13 protein-coding genes are annotated in these 15,343 nt (G+C 67.5%); 12 read left to right on the forward strand and 1 reads right to left on the reverse strand.

Going from position 1 to position 15,343, the window contains the following annotated elements; genetic code table 11:
* Window positions 1-82: 82 nt before the first annotated feature.
* Window positions 83-1,417 carry an epoxide hydrolase family protein gene (locus AB4099_RS25390; RefSeq protein WP_441480091.1) on the forward strand — a complete coding sequence of 445 codons (1,335 nt, stop codon included), beginning with the start codon at window positions 83-85 and terminating at the stop codon, window positions 1,415-1,417.
* A 289-nt stretch (window positions 1,418-1,706) separates the two neighbouring features.
* Here the strand turns inward: AB4099_RS25390 and AB4099_RS25395 are convergent, their stop codons facing one another.
* Entirely contained in the window at window positions 1,707-2,597 is an 891-nt protein-coding gene (locus tag AB4099_RS25395) for a LysR substrate-binding domain-containing protein (RefSeq protein ID WP_441480092.1), read from the reverse strand.
* A gap of 172 nt (window positions 2,598-2,769) precedes the next feature.
* Between AB4099_RS25395 and AB4099_RS25400 the strand changes: the two genes are divergently transcribed.
* The 11 genes from AB4099_RS25400 to AB4099_RS25450 all read left to right on the forward strand — a co-directional run bounded on the left by AB4099_RS25400 (window position 2,770) and on the right by AB4099_RS25450 (window position 15,334).
* Window positions 2,770-4,146 (forward strand): acyclic terpene utilization AtuA family protein, encoded by a 1,377-nt coding sequence (locus tag AB4099_RS25400; RefSeq protein ID WP_441480093.1) that lies wholly within the window; start codon window positions 2,770-2,772, stop codon window positions 4,144-4,146.
* Entirely contained in the window at window positions 4,146-4,550 is a 405-nt protein-coding gene (locus AB4099_RS25405; RefSeq protein WP_441480094.1) for an AtuA-related protein, read from the forward strand. Before AB4099_RS25400 ends, AB4099_RS25405 begins: the two co-directional genes overlap by 1 nt.
* Window positions 4,547-5,962, forward strand: coding sequence for a dipeptidase (locus tag AB4099_RS25410; protein ID WP_441480095.1), 1,416 nt, complete (start codon window positions 4,547-4,549; stop codon window positions 5,960-5,962). The genes AB4099_RS25405 and AB4099_RS25410 overlap by 4 nt, the downstream gene beginning before the upstream one ends.
* A 4-nt stretch (window positions 5,963-5,966) precedes the next feature.
* Window positions 5,967-7,574, forward strand: a complete 1,608-nt coding sequence (gene ggt / locus AB4099_RS25415) for a gamma-glutamyltransferase (protein ID WP_441480096.1) — start codon at window positions 5,967-5,969, stop codon at window positions 7,572-7,574.
* Window positions 7,575-7,630: 56 nt separating this feature from the next.
* Complete coding sequence (locus tag AB4099_RS25420; protein WP_441480097.1) at window positions 7,631-9,208, forward strand: ABC transporter substrate-binding protein; 1,578 nt, start codon at window positions 7,631-7,633, stop codon at window positions 9,206-9,208.
* A gap of 110 nt (window positions 9,209-9,318) precedes the next feature.
* Window positions 9,319-10,287 (forward strand): ABC transporter permease, encoded by a 969-nt coding sequence (locus AB4099_RS25425; RefSeq protein ID WP_441480098.1) that lies wholly within the window; start codon window positions 9,319-9,321, stop codon window positions 10,285-10,287.
* 26 nt (window positions 10,288-10,313) lie between these two features.
* The gene (locus tag AB4099_RS25430; RefSeq protein ID WP_441480099.1) at window positions 10,314-11,261 is read left to right on the forward strand and encodes an ABC transporter permease; all 948 of its coding nucleotides are present in this window, start codon (window positions 10,314-10,316) and stop codon (window positions 11,259-11,261) included.
* Window positions 11,262-11,368: 107 nt separating this feature from the next.
* Window positions 11,369-11,638 (forward strand): hypothetical protein, encoded by a 270-nt coding sequence (locus tag AB4099_RS25435; RefSeq protein WP_441480100.1) that lies wholly within the window; start codon window positions 11,369-11,371, stop codon window positions 11,636-11,638.
* A gap of 321 nt (window positions 11,639-11,959) precedes the next feature.
* The gene (locus AB4099_RS25440; RefSeq protein WP_441480101.1) at window positions 11,960-12,898 is read left to right on the forward strand and encodes a cell wall hydrolase; all 939 of its coding nucleotides are present in this window, start codon (window positions 11,960-11,962) and stop codon (window positions 12,896-12,898) included.
* Between the two features lie 448 nt (window positions 12,899-13,346).
* A complete protein-coding gene (locus AB4099_RS25445; RefSeq protein WP_441480102.1) occupies window positions 13,347-13,844 on the forward strand; it encodes a hypothetical protein in 498 nt (165 codons plus the stop codon).
* A 536-nt stretch (window positions 13,845-14,380) separates the two neighbouring features.
* The gene (locus AB4099_RS25450) at window positions 14,381-15,334 is read left to right on the forward strand and encodes a LysR family transcriptional regulator (RefSeq protein WP_441480103.1); all 954 of its coding nucleotides are present in this window, start codon (window positions 14,381-14,383) and stop codon (window positions 15,332-15,334) included.
* Window positions 15,335-15,343: the final 9 nt, after the last annotated feature.

Genomic DNA, 15,343 nt, shown 5'->3' on the forward strand with positions numbered 1-15,343 from the left:
CCCCATGCACGCCGAACCGGGGACGCGGACGGGCTCGTCAGCACCGTTCCCGTCTCCGCTTTAACCCCTGAGGAGAACCGCCATGCCTGGCCCCCACCCCTTGATCGGCCGCAGGAGCTTCATTGCATCAACCGTCGTGGGAACGATCGGCGCGATGCTTCCCGCCGTGAACGCGACCGCAGCTCCGCCTCCCTCGCGCGTCGGTGGCTCGCCGCAGGAGACTGCGGCCGCAGACCCGAAGGCGAGCGGCGACAGTTCGATCCGGCCATTCCGCTACCATGCGACCGACGAAGAACTCGCCGACCTGAAGCGCCGCATCAAGGCGACGAAATGGCCCGAGCGCGAGAACGACCCGACGCAGGGCGTCAGCCTCTCGACCATCGAGAAACTCGCCGCGTACTGGGCGGACCAGCATGACTGGCGAGACGCCGAGACACGGATCAACAGCTACCCGAACTTCGTCACGACGATCGACGGGTTGGATATTCACTTCATCCAGGTGAAGTCGAAACACCCGGACGCGCTGCCGATCATCGTCACGCATGGTTGGCCCGGGTCGATCATCGAGCAGCTGAAGATCATCGACCCGCTCACCGATCCGACCGCTTTTGGCGGCACTGCAGCCGATGCCTTCGATGTCGTGATCCCGTCGCTGCCGGGCTATGGCTTTTCCGGCAAGCCGGCCGTCAATGGCTGGGATCCGCAGCATGTCGCGCGCGCCTGGGCCGTGCTGATGCAGCGGCTCGGCTACCAGCGCTATGTCGCGCAGGGCGGCGATTGGGGCAATGCGGTCACCGAGCAGATGGCGCTGCAACGCCCGGCCGGCCTGATCGGGATCCACACCAACATGCCCGCCACGGTTCCAGCCGAGATTGCCCCGCTGCTTCCCAACGGCCCCGAGCCTTCGGGCCTGGATGCCGAGGAAAAGCATGCCTGGGACCAACTCGTCGATTTCTATGCGAACGGACTCGGCTACGCGCAGGAAATGGCGGGCCGGCCGCAGACGCTCTACGCGCTGGCGGATTCGCCGGTGGGGCTGGCCGCCTGGATCATCGACCACGACATCCGCAGCTACAACCTTATCTCGCGCGTCTTCGATGGCGCGAAAGAGGGCCTGACCCGGGACGATATCCTCGACAACATCACGCTGTACTGGCTGACGAACACGGCCGTCTCCTCGGCGCGGCTGTACCGGGAAAGCAAGCTCGCGTTCTTCGCGCCCAAGGGCATAGCGCTGCCGACCGGCGTCAGCGCGTTCCACGACGAGATCTATCAGGCGCCGGAAAGCTGGACACGCAAGGCCTATCCGAACCTGGTCTTCTACGGGCGCCACGACACGGGCACACATTTTGCGGCCTGGGAGCAGCCGCAAGCGCTGACCGACGATCTGCGCGCGACATTCCGCTCGCTGCATTGAGGTGTTGCGCACAGTGCACGGTTTCGGCTGCGGGCTTCCGCCGAGCCCGCGGCCGGAACGCATCCCCAGGGCATCGAGGCCGAGCGCATCGGCTCGGATCGTGCGGGGTCAGTTGCCGACGCATAAAGCATCGGCCGGAAAAGTGGATTGCGGTTTTCGGGAAAGCCGATGCAAACACAAAGGGTTAGATCATCGGCCCGGACACGATTTCCGGTCCGATGATCTAGCTCTTCGGCGAAGAGTGGTCGCACCTTGAGACGGCGAGGGGGCTCGTCGAAGCGCCGTTGGGTCAGCCGCCGCCATGTTTCCGGATCGCGTCCGCCAGCCGGGTCGCGCTGAGTGAGAGCGGCCGGGATTTGACCCAGAGCAAGCCGATCCGGCGCTCGATGGTGGGCGCCGTGATCGGCACCGTGGCCAGATCCGTGCTCCGGAACATCGCGAAGGTCATCGATGGCAAGGCCGTGATGCCGAGGCCGGCCGCCGCAAGGGCCGCCGCCGAGGGGATCTGGTCGACTTCGTATCGGGGCTCGATCGACAGGTTGCCATGGACGAACCCGGCATCGGTGAGCCGGCGCACCGACGAGGCCGGCGAGATCGCGATGAAGTCGTGTCCGGCAAGGTCCGCCCAGGTCACGCTCTCGCGCCCGGCCAGGCTGTGCTGGCGGTGGCAGATCAGGTGCATGCGGTCCGACGTGACCGGGTCGAAGGCGAAGGCCCCGAGCGCGGCCGGGTGGCTGACGATCGCGAGATCCACGATGCCGTCCTCCAGGAGTTCCGTCGCCCGGTCCTGCGGCGCGTCGCGGATCTGGACCTCGATGCCGGGGAAGCTGCTGCGAAAGGCGCGGATAGCGGCGGGCAGCAGCGTACAGACCACGGATGGCAGCGCGGCGATCGAGACCCGGCCATGCACGCCTTCGTTCCGGCCGGCGATCGCCTCGAAGGTCTGGTGCAGGCTGCGCACGGCATCGCGCGCACTGGCGACGACGTGCCGCCCTTCATAGGTCAGCGTCAGCGCGCGCGTCGTCCGGTGCACCAGCCGATAGCCGAGCTCGGCCTCGATGCGCTTCAGCGTCTCGCTGACGGATGGTTGCGTGATGCCCAGGCGCTCGGCCGCAGCCGTGAGATTCAGCGTCTCGCCGATCGCGACCAGGATCTCCAATTGCCGGATTGTCAGGTTCATGCGGCCTCGGCGCTCGATCGGCCGGGCAGGCGGTGGCTCGCATCCCCGTATGTTTCAGTCATAGGCTTATCCTATGAAATAATGAACTCCCATTATTTGACTTTCTGAATGCAGCGCCATCAATGCATCATGCGCGGCCAGGGCCGGGCTGACGGAAACGGATGAGTTCGGCATGGTGACACAGGTTCGGATCGGTGCTGCGGCGGGCTTTGCCGGGGACCGATCGGATTCGGCCGGGCCGGTGATCGAGGCCTTGGCGCAGCATGACGGGCCCCGTTTCCTGATCTTCGAGACGCTGGCCGAACGCACGCTGGCGCTCGCGCAGATCGACCGGATCGCCAACCCCGCCCGCGGCGAGGTCCCCGCGCTCGAGCGCCTGCTGCGCCCGGCGCTCAGGGACGCCGCCCGGCACGGCATCAGGATCATCGGCAATTTCGGCGCGGCCAATCCGCGGGCCGCTGCCGCGAAAATCCGGGGCTGGGCCGTAGAGGCCGGATATCCCCGCCTGAAGATCGCCGTCGTCGAGGGCGATGACCTTCTCGGCCTGATGAGTCCAGCCGAATTCGCCGCCTGCGAGAGCGATGGCACGGTCCTGGCGCGGGCGCCCGAGATCATCGCCGCCAATGCCTATCTCGGTGCGGGCCCGATCGCCGAGGCCCTGTCGCGCGGCGCCGACATCGTCGTCACCGGGCGCGTCGCCGATCCCGCCCTGGTGCTCGGGCCGCTGATTCACAGCTTCGGCTGGGCCTGGGACGATTGGGACCGGCTTGCCGCCGGCATCCTGGCCGGGCATCTGCTCGAATGCGGGTCGCAGGTCACGGGCGGCTATTTCGCTGATCCGGGCGTCAAGGACGTGCCGGGCATGGACCGGATTGGCTATCCCATTGCCGAGGTCGAGGCCGATGGCAGCTTCGTCGTGACCAAGCCCGACGGCACCGGCGGGCTGGTCGACCGGCGCACCGTCACCGAACAGATCCTCTATGAGATCCACGATCCGGCCGCCTATCTGACGCCCGATGTCGTGCTCGACCTGACTAAGGTCGAGATCAAGCAGGTCGGCCCCGACCGGGTGCGCGTCACCGGCGCCAGGGGCCACCCGCTGCCGCCCACCCTGAAGGCGACGATCTGCGTCGATGGCGGCCATCTCGCCGAGGCCGAAATCTCCTATGCCGGTCCCAATGCCGGGGCGCGGGCAAAACTCGCGATCGAGACCGTGCAGCGTCGGATGCGCCGGTACCATCCCGCTCTCGCCATCCGCGTCGACCTGATCGGCGCCGTCAGCGTCTTCGGCGACCGCGCGGGCTCCGGCGTCACCGGGATCGCCTGGGACAGGCTGCCGTCCGATCTGCGCATCCGCTTCGCGGCCGAAAGCGATGATCGCGCTGCCGCCGAGTGCCTGCTGGACGAGGTCGAGGCGCTGTACTGCGCCGGGCCGGCCGGCGGGGGCGGAGTGCGCAGGCGCCTGACGCCGCGGCTGCGCAGCGCGTCCTGCCTGGTCGCGCGCGACAGGGTCACGCCCAGCGTAAGCTTCCTGGAGGGTATGGGCTGATGGAACTGCTCAGCACACCCCTCCATGCGCTTGCTCATGCCCGCTCCGGCGACAAGGGCAACCGCCTGAATATCGCGCTGGTCTGCCGCCACCCGGCGCTCTTCCCGGTGCTGGCCGCAGAGCTCACGGCCGATGTCGTCGCGGAGATCTTTCGGGCGAGAGCACCCTCCCGGGTCGTGCGCTATGAACTGCCCCGGCTGTCAGCCTTCAATTTCGTCCTCGACGATGTTCTCGACGGCGGCGTCAATGCCAGCCTCGGCCTCGACGGCCATGGCAAGACCCTGTCCTTCCTGCTGCTCGCGGCCTCCGTGCCGGTCCCCAAAGCGGTGCTGGACGCGATCGCCGGCGAGAGCCCGGCAGCGAGCCCCATTTGCCATCCCCAACCCCTTGGAGGCCCGCGATGAGCGCGCAGCCCGTCGTCGATCATCTGCTCGCCCGGCACGATGCCGTGCTGGACCGGCTGAATGCCTTCCTGAGGCTGCCGAGCGTCAGCACCGATCCGGCCTATGCGCAGGGCATGCAGGACACGCGCGAGTTCCTGCTCGACTGGCTCAGGGAGATCGGGCTGTCGGATGTCCAGCTGCTCGATGGCGGCGGTCAGCCGGCAGTCTACGGCACCTGGCTCGGCGCGCCGGGCGCCCCCACGATCATCATCTACGGCCATTACGATGTGCAGCCGCCTGATCCGCTGGCGCTCTGGAAGACGCCGCCCTTCGAGCCGACGACCCGCGACGGCAGGCTTTATGCGCGCGGCGCGTCCGATGTGAAGGGCTCGACCACGATCGCCATCGAGACGGTCGCGGCCTTCCTCGCGGTCAACGGCCGTTGCCCGGTCAATATCAAGCTCTTCATCGAGGGCGAGGAGGAGACCGGCAGCCCGAGCCTGCATGCCATCGTCGAGCGCTATGGCTCGCTTCTCGAGGCCGACGCCATGATCTCCGCCGATGGCGGCCGCGCCAGCCCGAACGTACCGACGATCAATGTCGGGGCGCGCGGGCTGACCAAGCTCGAACTCGTGGTCCGCACCGCCGACAAGGAGCTGCATTCCGGCCGCTATGGCGGCGCGGTCCGCAACGCCCTGCACGAACTCGCCGCGATCATCGCAACGCTCCATGACCGGAATGGCGCGATCGCGATCCCGGCGCTGATGGAGGCCGTGCGCCCGCTCAGCGAGCGGGACCGGCACGACACCGCCGCCCTGCCTTTCGACGAGGCGGCCTTTGTCGGCGATATCGGCGGCATCGCCGCGGGCGAGCCGGGCTACAGCATCCGCGAGAGACTGACGCTCCGCCCCGCCATCGACGTCAATGGCATGTGGGGCGGCTATACCGGCTCCGGCAGCAAGACGGTGATCCCCGACGAGGCGCGCGCCAAGATCACGATCCGTCTCGCACCGGGGCAGGACCCCGACCAGGCGGCGCAGGCGCTCAAGGAGCATATCCTGGCCGTGGCGCGGTCCGGCGTCGCGGTCAGCTTCGAGGCGATCGGCGGCGGCTCGCCGGCCTCGACGCTCGCTGCCGATCACCCCCTGGTCCAGGCCGCCACGCGCGTCCTCAGGACGACGTCGCAGCAGGAGCCGGTCCATGTCCGGCTCGGCGCGACCGTGCCGATCACCGCGATCTTCAAGGAGACGCTCGGTCTCGACACGCTGATGTTCGGCTTCAACCTGCCCGACGAGGACGTACACGCGCCCAACGAGTTCTTCCATCTGGCGTCGATCCCGCTCGGCCTGCAGGCCTGGCCGATGCTGCTGGAGGAGCTCGGACGTTTTCCCGCCGCAGCGTTTGGAGCTGCCGCTCCGGGCGGGAAGGGCTGAGCCGATGGCCGGGATGATCGTCGCGGCCCAGCCCGAGGCCGTCGAGGCCGGAGCGCTGGTTCTCAGGCGCGGCGGCAACGCCGTCGATGCCGCGATCGCCTGCGCCTTCGTGCAATCCGTCGTCGATCCGCAAATGACCGGCATCGCCGGCTATGGCTCGATGCAGATCTACATGCCCGGCCGCAATGCCCATGAGGTGCTGGAATTCTATGCCCGCAGCCCGGCGGCGACCCGTGCCGACATGTGGCAGGACGCGATCATCGGCGAAGCGCCGGACGGCTTCTCCTTCGTGGTCAAGGGCCATGTCAACGAGATCGGCTACCAGGCCGTCGGTTCGCCCGGCAACCTGAAGGGATACACCACGGCGCTGGCCGAATACGGCACCATGGATCTCGCCGATATCATGCAGCCGGCGATCGACTACGCGCGGGGCGGGTTCAGGATCCGGCCCTACATGCATTACTACATGGCGCTGAACCAGTCCGAGCAGGGACGGGTGCCCAATGAGGACCTGCTCCGCTTCAGCGCGACCGGCCGGGAGCTGTATTTCCGGGGCGATGGCAGCCTGAAGCGCCCCGGCGACACCGTCGCCAATCCCGATCTCGCCCGCACCCTGGAGCGGATCGCGGCGGCCGGCCCCGAGATCTTCTATCGCGGCGAGATCGCCGAGCAGATCGCCGCCGACATGAAGGCGAATGGCGGCCTGCTCGCCTATGAGGACCTGGCGAACTACCAGTTGCGCCGCTCGAAGCCGGTCTGGGGCAGCTATCGCGGCCACCGCATCGCCAGCGTCCAGCCGCCCGGCGGCGGCGTCTCGCTGATCCAGCTGCTGCATGTCCTCGAGAATTTCCCGCTCGGCGAGCTCGAACACAATGGCGGCGAGCATCTGCGCATCCTGACCGAGGCGCTGATGCGGGTGACCGCCGACAAGGACGCGCATATCGGCGATCCCGATTTCGTCGAGGTGCCGACCGACCGGCTGCTGGCGAAGGACTATGCCGCGACGCTGGCGCAGAGCATCCGCCGGGGCGAGCGCGGCGCCATCGAGCGCATGAAGCTGAAGCCCGAGGCCAACGACACCACGCAGGTCTGCGTCGTCGACGGCGAGGGCAATGCGGTGACGCTCACCCACACGCTCAACATCCCCAGCGGCGTCATCAGCGATGGGCTGGGCTTCATGTATAACGGGCTGATGAGCGCCTTCGATCCGCGGCCCGGCCGGCCGGGCTCGCTGGCGCCGAACAAGGGCCGCACCAGCTCGCAGATGCCGAGCATCGTCTTCAAGGATGACAGGCCCTTCATCGTCATCGGCGCGCCAGGCGGCACCGCGATCCTGCCGGCAATGGCGCAGGGCATCAGCAACATCGTCGATTTCGGCATGCCGGTCTTCGATGCCGTGGCGGCGCCACGGATCAGCGTGACCAGCAACAGCATCGATATCTCGAACCGGATCCCGCGCTATGTCGCCCAGGAGCTGGAGCGGCAGGGCTATCGCGTCGCGCGCTCCTACCAGGGCTTCGCCTTCGCGGCGCTGCATGCGGTGCTCGCCGATGCCGGGCGCCTGTCGGCCGGCGCCGACCCGCAGCGCGACGGCATGTGGCTGAGCGGCTGAGCCGGAACGAAGCGGCCAGCAGACCTAATTCCAGTCAATCGATCATGAGGACCCCGATGAGCGCATCACTGAAAACCTGGCTTGCGGCGACGCTGCTGACGACGGGGCTCGGCCTCGCGCCCGCACAGGCGGCCCCGCTGCGGATCGCGATCGGCGGCGCCTTCACTTCGATCGACCCGCATTTCTACAATGCCACGCCCAATCATTCCGTCGCGATGCATGTCTTCGACCGCCTTGTCGACCGCGCGCCCGATGTCAGCCTGAAGCCCGGCCTCGCCCTGAGCTGGACGCCGGTCTCCGACACGGTCTGGGAGTTCAAGCTGCGTCCCGGCGTGACCTGGCATGACGGCAAGCCCTTCACCGCCGACGATGTCGCCTTCACCTATCAGCGCGCTCGCAACGTCCCCAACAGCCCCGGTGGCTTCGGCGGCTTCCTGCGCGCCGTGAAGACGGTCGAGGTCGTCGATCCGCTGACGCTGCGCATCGACACCGGCGAGCCGGCCCCCAACCTGCCGCGCGAGCTCGCCTTCGTGCCGATCGTCTCGCGCCATGTCGGCGAGACCGCCACGACCGAGGACTATAATTCCGGCAAGGCCGCCATCGGCACCGGCCCCTATAAATTCGTCAGCCAGACCCCGGGCGACCGGGTCGAGCTCGTCCGCAACGACGCCTGGTGGGGGCCCAAGCAGGACTGGGACAAGGTCACGCTGCGGATGATCACCAATTCCGGTGCACGGGTCGCTGCCGTCCTGGCGGGCGATGTCGACATCATCGACACGCCGCCCGTCGGCGATCTCGAGAAGCTGAAGGCGGATCCGCGCGTCGCTGTCGCCACCACGGAAGGGCTGCGCGTCATCTATCTCGCGCTGAATTCGCTCGAGCCGGGTGCCGCCACCGTCACCGGCAATGACGGCAAGCCGCTGCCGAAGAACCCGCTGCTCGATCTCAAGGTGCGCCAGGCGCTGTCCATCGCGATCAACCGCGAGGGCCTGGCCGACCGGATCATGCAGAAGACGGCCCGGCCGACCGGCCAGTGGCTGCCGGCCGGCACCTATTCCTATGCCAAGAGCGTCGCGGTTCCCGCCAATGACCCCAACAAGGCCAAGGCGCTGCTGAAGGAGGCGGGTTTCCCGGACGGGTTCAAGATCACGCTCTTCACGCCCAATGACCGCTACCCCAACGATGCGGCAACCGCCCAGGCGGTCGCCCAGATGTGGACGCGGATCGGCGTCAAGACCGCGGTCGAGACGCTGCCCTGGAGCGCCTATGCGACGCGCGGCGGCAAGCAGGAATTCGGCGCCGGACTCTGGGGCTGGGGCAGCCCGACGGGCGAGGCCGGCTACCTGCTCTCGAACGTGCTCGCCAGCAACAATCCCTCCAAGGGCCTCGGCGTGTTCAATTACGGGCGCTATGCGAACCCGGCGCTCGATGCGCAGATCGTCCAGGCGCTGGCGACGATCGACGACGGCAAGCGCGAGCAGCTGCTCGTCGGCGCGGTCGAGACGGCGGCGCGCGAGGTGCCGATCATCCCGCTCTTCATCCTCGACAACGCCTGGGTCACCCGCAAGGGCATCGTCATCGACCCGCGCCGCGACGAGCGCACGCTGGCGGTGGATGCCCGCCAGGCCAAATAACACGAGCCAAGTAACCCGAGCCAAGTAACCCGAGCCAAGTAACACGAGCCAAGTAACTCGAGCATCGACATCGCGGCGGACCGGCACGGTCCGTCGCCCGGGGACATCTAATGATTGCCTGGTTCGCCCAACGACTTCTGCAGGCTTTCGCGGTCGTGCTCGCCATGACCGTGATCGTCTTCGTCGGCGTCAACGTGATCGGCGATCCGGTTGCCGTGCTGGTTCCGCCCGATGCCGACCAGGCGGAACGCCTGCGCGTGGTCGCGGCCTTCGGGCTCGACCGGCCGCTCTGGCAGCAATATCTCTCCTTCCTCGGCGGCGCGGTCAGGGGCGATCTCGGGCGCAGCTTCGTCTTCAACGAGCCGGCGCTGCGGGTCATCCTGCAGCGCATGCCCGCGACGCTCGAGCTGGCGCTCGCCGCCATGCTGCTCTCGGTGGTGATCGGCATTCCGCTCGGCCTCTATGCCGGCGTCCGGCCGAACTCGCCGGTGGCGAAGACGATGATGGCCGGCTCGATCCTGGGCTTCTCGCTGCCCAGCTTCTGGGTCGGGCTGCTGCTGATCATGGTCTTTGCGGTGCAGCTGAGCTGGCTGCCGGCCGGCGGCCGCGGACCGACGCGCGAATTGCTCGGGCTGCAATGGTCGTTCCTGACCCCGGAGGGCCTGCGCCATCTCATCCTGCCGGCCCTGAACCTCGCTTTGTTCAAGATCTCGCTGGTGATGCGGCTGGTGCGGGCCGAGACCCGCGAGATCATTCCGCAGGACTATATCCGCACGGCCCGCGCCAAGGGCCTTGGCGAGAGCGCGATCCTGCGGGTCCATCTCCTCAAGAACATCCTGATCCCCGTCGTTACCATCGTCGGGCTGGAATTCGGCTCGGTGATCGCCTTCTCGGTGGTGACGGAGACGATCTTCGCCTGGCCGGGCATGGGCAAGCTGATCATCGACAGCATCAACCTGCTCGATCGCCCGATGATCGTCGCCTATCTCATGGTCATCGTCGTGCTGTTCGTCGTCATCAATCTCGTGGTCGACCTGATCTACACGGCGCTCGATCCGCGCGTCCGGCTCGAGAACTGAGCGATGGGACCTTGCAGGTGAACACCATGCCAACCTTGCGTTCCACCGCCCCGGAAACGGCTGCGCCGGACTTGGCCGCCCCGGACTTGGCGCCCGCCACGCGGCGCACCCCGCTGCAGCGCTTCCTGAGGGCCTTTGCCGCCTCGCGCCTGGCCGTGCTCGGCCTCATTCTGCTCTGCGCGATCATCGCTCTCGCGCTCGTGGCGCCGTGGATTGCGCCGCAGAATCCCTATGACCTGATGCAGCTCGACATCATGGACGGGCAACTGCCGCCCGGATCGGTCTCGGCCACGGGCATGACCTACTGGCTCGGCACCGACGATCAGGGCCGCGACATGCTGTCGGGCATTCTCTACGGCCTGCGCATCTCCCTGCTGGTCGGCCTGACCTCGGCGCTGGCGGCAGCCGCCATCGGCACGACGCTCGGGCTCATCGCAGCCTATGCGGGCGGCCGCACCGGCACCGCGATCATGCGCGTGGTCGACCTGCAGCTCTCCTTCCCGACGATCCTGGTCGCCCTGATGATCCTGGCCTTTCTCGGCAAGGGCGTCGTCAACGTCATCCTGGCGCTCATCATCGTCGAATGGGCCGCCTATGCCCGCATCGCCCGCGCCAGTGCGATGGTGCAGCGGCGCAAGGAATATATCGAGGCGGCAATCTGCCAGGGCGCGTCGTCGCTGCGCATCCTGTTCCGGCACCTGCTGCCGAACTGCCTGCCGCCCCTGATGGTGATCGCCACGGTCCAGATCGCGCGCGCCATCGCGCTGGAGGCGACCCTGTCCTTCCTCGGCCTCGGTGTCCCGATCACCGAGCCCAGCCTCGGCCTGCTGATCTCCAATGGCTATCAGCACATGCTGTCGGGAAAATTCTGGATCAGCTTCTATCCCGGCGTGGCGCTGCTGATCACGGTGGTCGCGATCAACCTGATCGGCGATCAGCTCAGGGATGTCCTCAATCCGCGCGCGCAGGCCTGAGAGCAGAGCCCGCCAGGCCCGCGCGTGCCGTCGGTCATCAGGTCGTCCGCGCCCCGGCTCACGCAGTTGATTTGAGTAGCCGCGGTCCCGGGGGTACATTCAGCGGCATGACCGACGACTATCCTGACATTCTCCGCTCGCCGCTCTGCCAGACCGTCACCCGCGATGGTGTGACGGTGCAGGTCGAGATTTATCGTCTCGCGGACAGCGAGGGCTGGACGCTCGAGCTTGTCGATGAAGATGGCGGGTCGACAGTCTGGGAAGAGACCTTCGCGACCGACGCTGCGGCCTTGGCCGAGTTCAATGAAGGGCTGGAGGAACTCGGGCTCGCTGGTTTGATCGACCCGGAAGGGGACGGAGAAGCGACGGTGCATTAGGACCGAAACTCCTGCTTGGCGACCGGGTCTGATCGGGCGCTGCGTCGCCCCGGACGAAGAAGGCCCGCTTCCGGGCGATGGTCTGCTCTGCCTCCGGCGCGAGCCGCACCAGTCGATTGGCACAGGCGAAAAGCCGCATGTTGCATGGCGCCGCCATGGCGATCGTCCGACAGTCCCGCCCCATCGATGGCCGATCCGTCGCCTGGCTCCTTCGCCTCTTCCCTTCGAAATTAACTTTCTGTTAAGACTTTCGGCGTCCTTTCCGATGACGATGGTCCGCCTGCTCAGGCAGACCGAAGCCCGAAATCAGGAGGTTGCCGCATGAAGCGCGCCGTGATCGCTGCCAATGCTGTCCGTTCCATCGGTCTTCGCCGCCCCGGCCGCAAGGCGATCCCGCTTCTGATTTCACTGGCTGCGCCGGCTCTCGGCGCCTGCAGCATGTCGCCTGTCGAAACCGCTGCAAACTCTGCTGCACCCGCGACCAAGGAGCCGCGCGAGGCCCGCAAGCGCGCCGTTGCCCTGGCCAAGGCCGACCCGCGCGAGAAGGAATGCCTCGTCCGCGCGATGTATTTCGAATCGAACCGCTCGAGCGACGCGGGTCTGCTCAGCGTCGGCACGGTGGTGATGAACCGGGTGGAATCGCCGCGCTATCCCGAGACGATCTGCGGCGTCGTCGGCGCTCCGCGCCAGTTCGCGGCCGGCGTGCTGACCCGTCCGATGGCGGCGCGCGACCTGCCGAAGGTCGAGGCCATCGCCGAAGACATCCTCAACGGAAAGCGCCACGAGCCTGTCGGAGCGGCCAAGCATTTTCATATGGCCGGCATGCGCTTTTCCTATCCCAACATGCACTACGTGACGCTGGCGGGCGGGAACGCCTTCTATCTGAAGGGCGAACGGCCCGAGCGGCGTCGCATCGAAGAGCCGAGCTATCAGCTCGCGGCGGCCTCGACGCCTGAGGCTCCCGCCACCACCGCTTCGATCGTGCCGGCGTCCTATGCGGCAGCGCCGCTGGCCTTCGCGCCGGCAATGCCCGCGCCGGCAAGTGCTGCGCCGGCCATTGCCACGCCCGCTGCCACTGCGCCCGCAAACCCGGCTTTGACCCTTGTCAGCACGATGCGGCTGCCGCCCAGCCGGCCCTATGATCTCGACCTGCCGAAGAAGGCCCTGCGCGCCTTCAACGCGCCGCCGACGAATGGCGTCCGCGTGGCTGCGCTGCCGCCCGAGAGCCGCGGCCTTCGCGGCGGCCTGTCGCTGGACTGACCTGCGCGGGAGCAGCCGGAGCATCGGACCGAAAAGGGGAAGTCCGGTTTTCGGACATATCCGATGCTCGAATACGGGGCGGGGGCGCCGCTGCCCGCGTCCGAACGGGCGGACTTGGCGGCTGACCGTATCCCGCAGCTCCGGCCAGCACGGCAGCGGCTGCTGTTCCGGCCGCATTTTGCGCTTGGAGCGTCCGGCACTCTGGCGGATGCTGTGAGCCTCCCGGGATCACTCCAGAACGGAAAAGGAAACCCTGAAGCATCCGCCCGAAAAGTGGATTGCGGTTTTCGGGGCAAGGCCGATGCAAACGCAGAAGCCTGGATCATCGGACCCGATACGATATCCGGTCCGATGATCCAGGCTCCTTCGGGTCTGATACGACCTGACAGGTGGCGAGGAATGCTTCCAGCGCTGGCCTTGAGCCAAACCGCATTCGAGGAGGACCATCATGCGAACTGCATCGCGCCTGCTGGCGACCCTGTCACTGTCGTCCCTGCTGTTTGGCCCCGCCGCTTGGGCGGCGGGCTTCGAATGCGGGGGGCGGCCCACCGCCGATACGCCGGCCGGGGTCAAGGACATCACCTCGCTGCTGCCGGTTTCGGACCCGCTCGACCATCCGGCGTCGCTCAATGCCGCTGTCGACAGATTGCGCAGCCAGGGCCTGAGCAAAACCCTGATCATCGACAATCTGATCGGCGCCTATTGTGCCCTGTTGGCCAAAGACACAGCGCTGACCGACGCACAGAAGACCGCTCGGCTGCGGAGTTTCAGCCTGCAGGCGACGCGGGCGGTCTACGCCATCGAGGTCGCGGACCGCATCATTCTCGACGTGCCGCTGATGCCCGACGTCGTCGACGCGGTCAGCGCCAGGGCGCGGGCGGCGGGGCTGACCCCGCAGGACTGGATTGCGCAGGCGATAGCCAAGGCGCTGGCCGCGCAGCCATGAACGGCTAGGCTTTCAAGGAGCGGGCGCAAGACTGGACGATCAATCGCAGCGATCCGCAGCCTGGCCATTTGCGCGGGGAGGGCCATCGCATGGCCAAACACGCAGCCTCAGTCGACTCGAGCAGAAAGAGGCGCGAGCGACCGCAAACCCAGTTTGCTGGCTGGCTCCAAGCGAGCCCGTCCAACCATCGGCGGAGTCCTGAAGGCCGAGCTGGATGCCGCCTGCATGACCGGCGCACATCATCAGCACAGTCCGGAGACTGACTGACGGCTGCTCCCACCCCCATCGGGACGTTGCCTTGACCGGTCGCCAGCGGCCGCAGGGCGCACGGGAAGGGCGGTTTGGTGATGGCCCTCGGGGCGTGCGCGGGCGCGCCCGCTCGCTCCGATCAGCCTCCGATCAGTTCCGGAGTTCGGCCTCTCGATTTGAGGAGCGGCCTCGCAACCTGCGGGCGCGGCGCGCCTGTCCCGGATATCATCTCCTTGCATCGGTCATCCAGATGCGCGCTTCTGCTCGCCTCGGTGAGTGAGCGGACGATGAATCTGAAGCATTACGAGGCCTTCTACTGGATCGGCCGCCTGGGCAGCTTTCATGCGGCCGCACGCCAGCTCGGCGTGTCTCAGGCGGCTATCTCCGCGCGCGTCAGGGAGGCGGAGGAGGGGCTCGGCCTGGCCCTGTTCGAGCGCATCGGGCGCGGCGCGGTGCTGACGCCCAAAGGACAGGAACTCCTGCCCTATGCGGCGCAGTTCGTCGCGCTCGCCTCGGAGGTCCAGCAGCGCATCGGGACGCGCGATGCCCTGACGGGCCGGGTGCGTTTCGGGGCGACGAGCATTCACGCGATGACCTGGCTGCCGGGCCTCGTCGAAGGCATCGCGCGCTCCTATCCGGGGCTGCTCCTGGAGATCGCGGTCGATTCCAGCGAAACCCTGCGCAGCGGGCTGGAGCGCGGCCAGCTCGACGTTGCCGTCGTCGCCGGCCCGCTCGACGGCAGCCGGCTCTACAGCGTCTCGGTCGGCGAGGTCTCCAACATCTGGGTCGCGCATCCCCGGCTCAACCTGCCGGCGCGCCCGCTCGCGGGCCGCGAGCTCGCGGCCTGGCCGATCATCTCGGACCGGCCGGGAACGCTGCTGCACAGCCTGATGCTCGAATGGTTCAGGCAGGATGGCGCCGAGCCGCATCGCAACCACAGCGCCTCGCATCTGCCGACGCGACTGCATCTCGCCAAGGCGGGGCTGGGCGTCGCGCTCGTCTCGCACTCGGCGGCGGAGCCGGATCTCGCGGCCGGCCATCTCGTGCGGATCGAGACGACGCAGCCGGCGCCCAGCCTGTCCTATTCGCTCGCCTGCGCGATCTCGCCGCCATCCCCGCCGATGCGCATCGTCATCGATGCGGCCGCGAACTTCATCGCCCAGAAGGGCGATCTCAACATGCACTATGCCGCCGCAAGCCAACTGGATCCGCTGCCGAAAGAAAATCTGATCGGCGATTGATCATGATAG

Source organism: Allobosea sp. 2KB_26, assembly GCF_052115715.1.
Classification (GTDB): domain Bacteria; phylum Pseudomonadota; class Alphaproteobacteria; order Rhizobiales; family Beijerinckiaceae; genus Allobosea.

Coding starts and splice junctions, on each gene's coding strand:
- AB4099_RS25390 (WP_441480091.1), top strand. CDS start 83: ATGCCTGGCCCCCACCCCTTGATCGGCCGCAGGAGCTTCATTGCATCA.
- AB4099_RS25395 (WP_441480092.1), bottom strand. CDS start 2,597: ATGAACCTGACAATCCGGCAATTGGAGATCCTGGTCGCGATCGGCGAG.
- AB4099_RS25400 (WP_441480093.1), top strand. CDS start 2,770: ATGGTGACACAGGTTCGGATCGGTGCTGCGGCGGGCTTTGCCGGGGAC.
- AB4099_RS25405 (WP_441480094.1), top strand. CDS start 4,146: ATGGAACTGCTCAGCACACCCCTCCATGCGCTTGCTCATGCCCGCTCC.
- AB4099_RS25410 (WP_441480095.1), top strand. CDS start 4,547: ATGAGCGCGCAGCCCGTCGTCGATCATCTGCTCGCCCGGCACGATGCC.
- ggt (WP_441480096.1), top strand. CDS start 5,967: ATGGCCGGGATGATCGTCGCGGCCCAGCCCGAGGCCGTCGAGGCCGGA.
- AB4099_RS25420 (WP_441480097.1), top strand. CDS start 7,631: ATGAGCGCATCACTGAAAACCTGGCTTGCGGCGACGCTGCTGACGACG.
- AB4099_RS25425 (WP_441480098.1), top strand. CDS start 9,319: ATGATTGCCTGGTTCGCCCAACGACTTCTGCAGGCTTTCGCGGTCGTG.
- AB4099_RS25430 (WP_441480099.1), top strand. CDS start 10,314: ATGCCAACCTTGCGTTCCACCGCCCCGGAAACGGCTGCGCCGGACTTG.
- AB4099_RS25435 (WP_441480100.1), top strand. CDS start 11,369: ATGACCGACGACTATCCTGACATTCTCCGCTCGCCGCTCTGCCAGACC.
- AB4099_RS25440 (WP_441480101.1), top strand. CDS start 11,960: ATGAAGCGCGCCGTGATCGCTGCCAATGCTGTCCGTTCCATCGGTCTT.
- AB4099_RS25445 (WP_441480102.1), top strand. CDS start 13,347: ATGCGAACTGCATCGCGCCTGCTGGCGACCCTGTCACTGTCGTCCCTG.
- AB4099_RS25450 (WP_441480103.1), top strand. CDS start 14,381: ATGAATCTGAAGCATTACGAGGCCTTCTACTGGATCGGCCGCCTGGGC.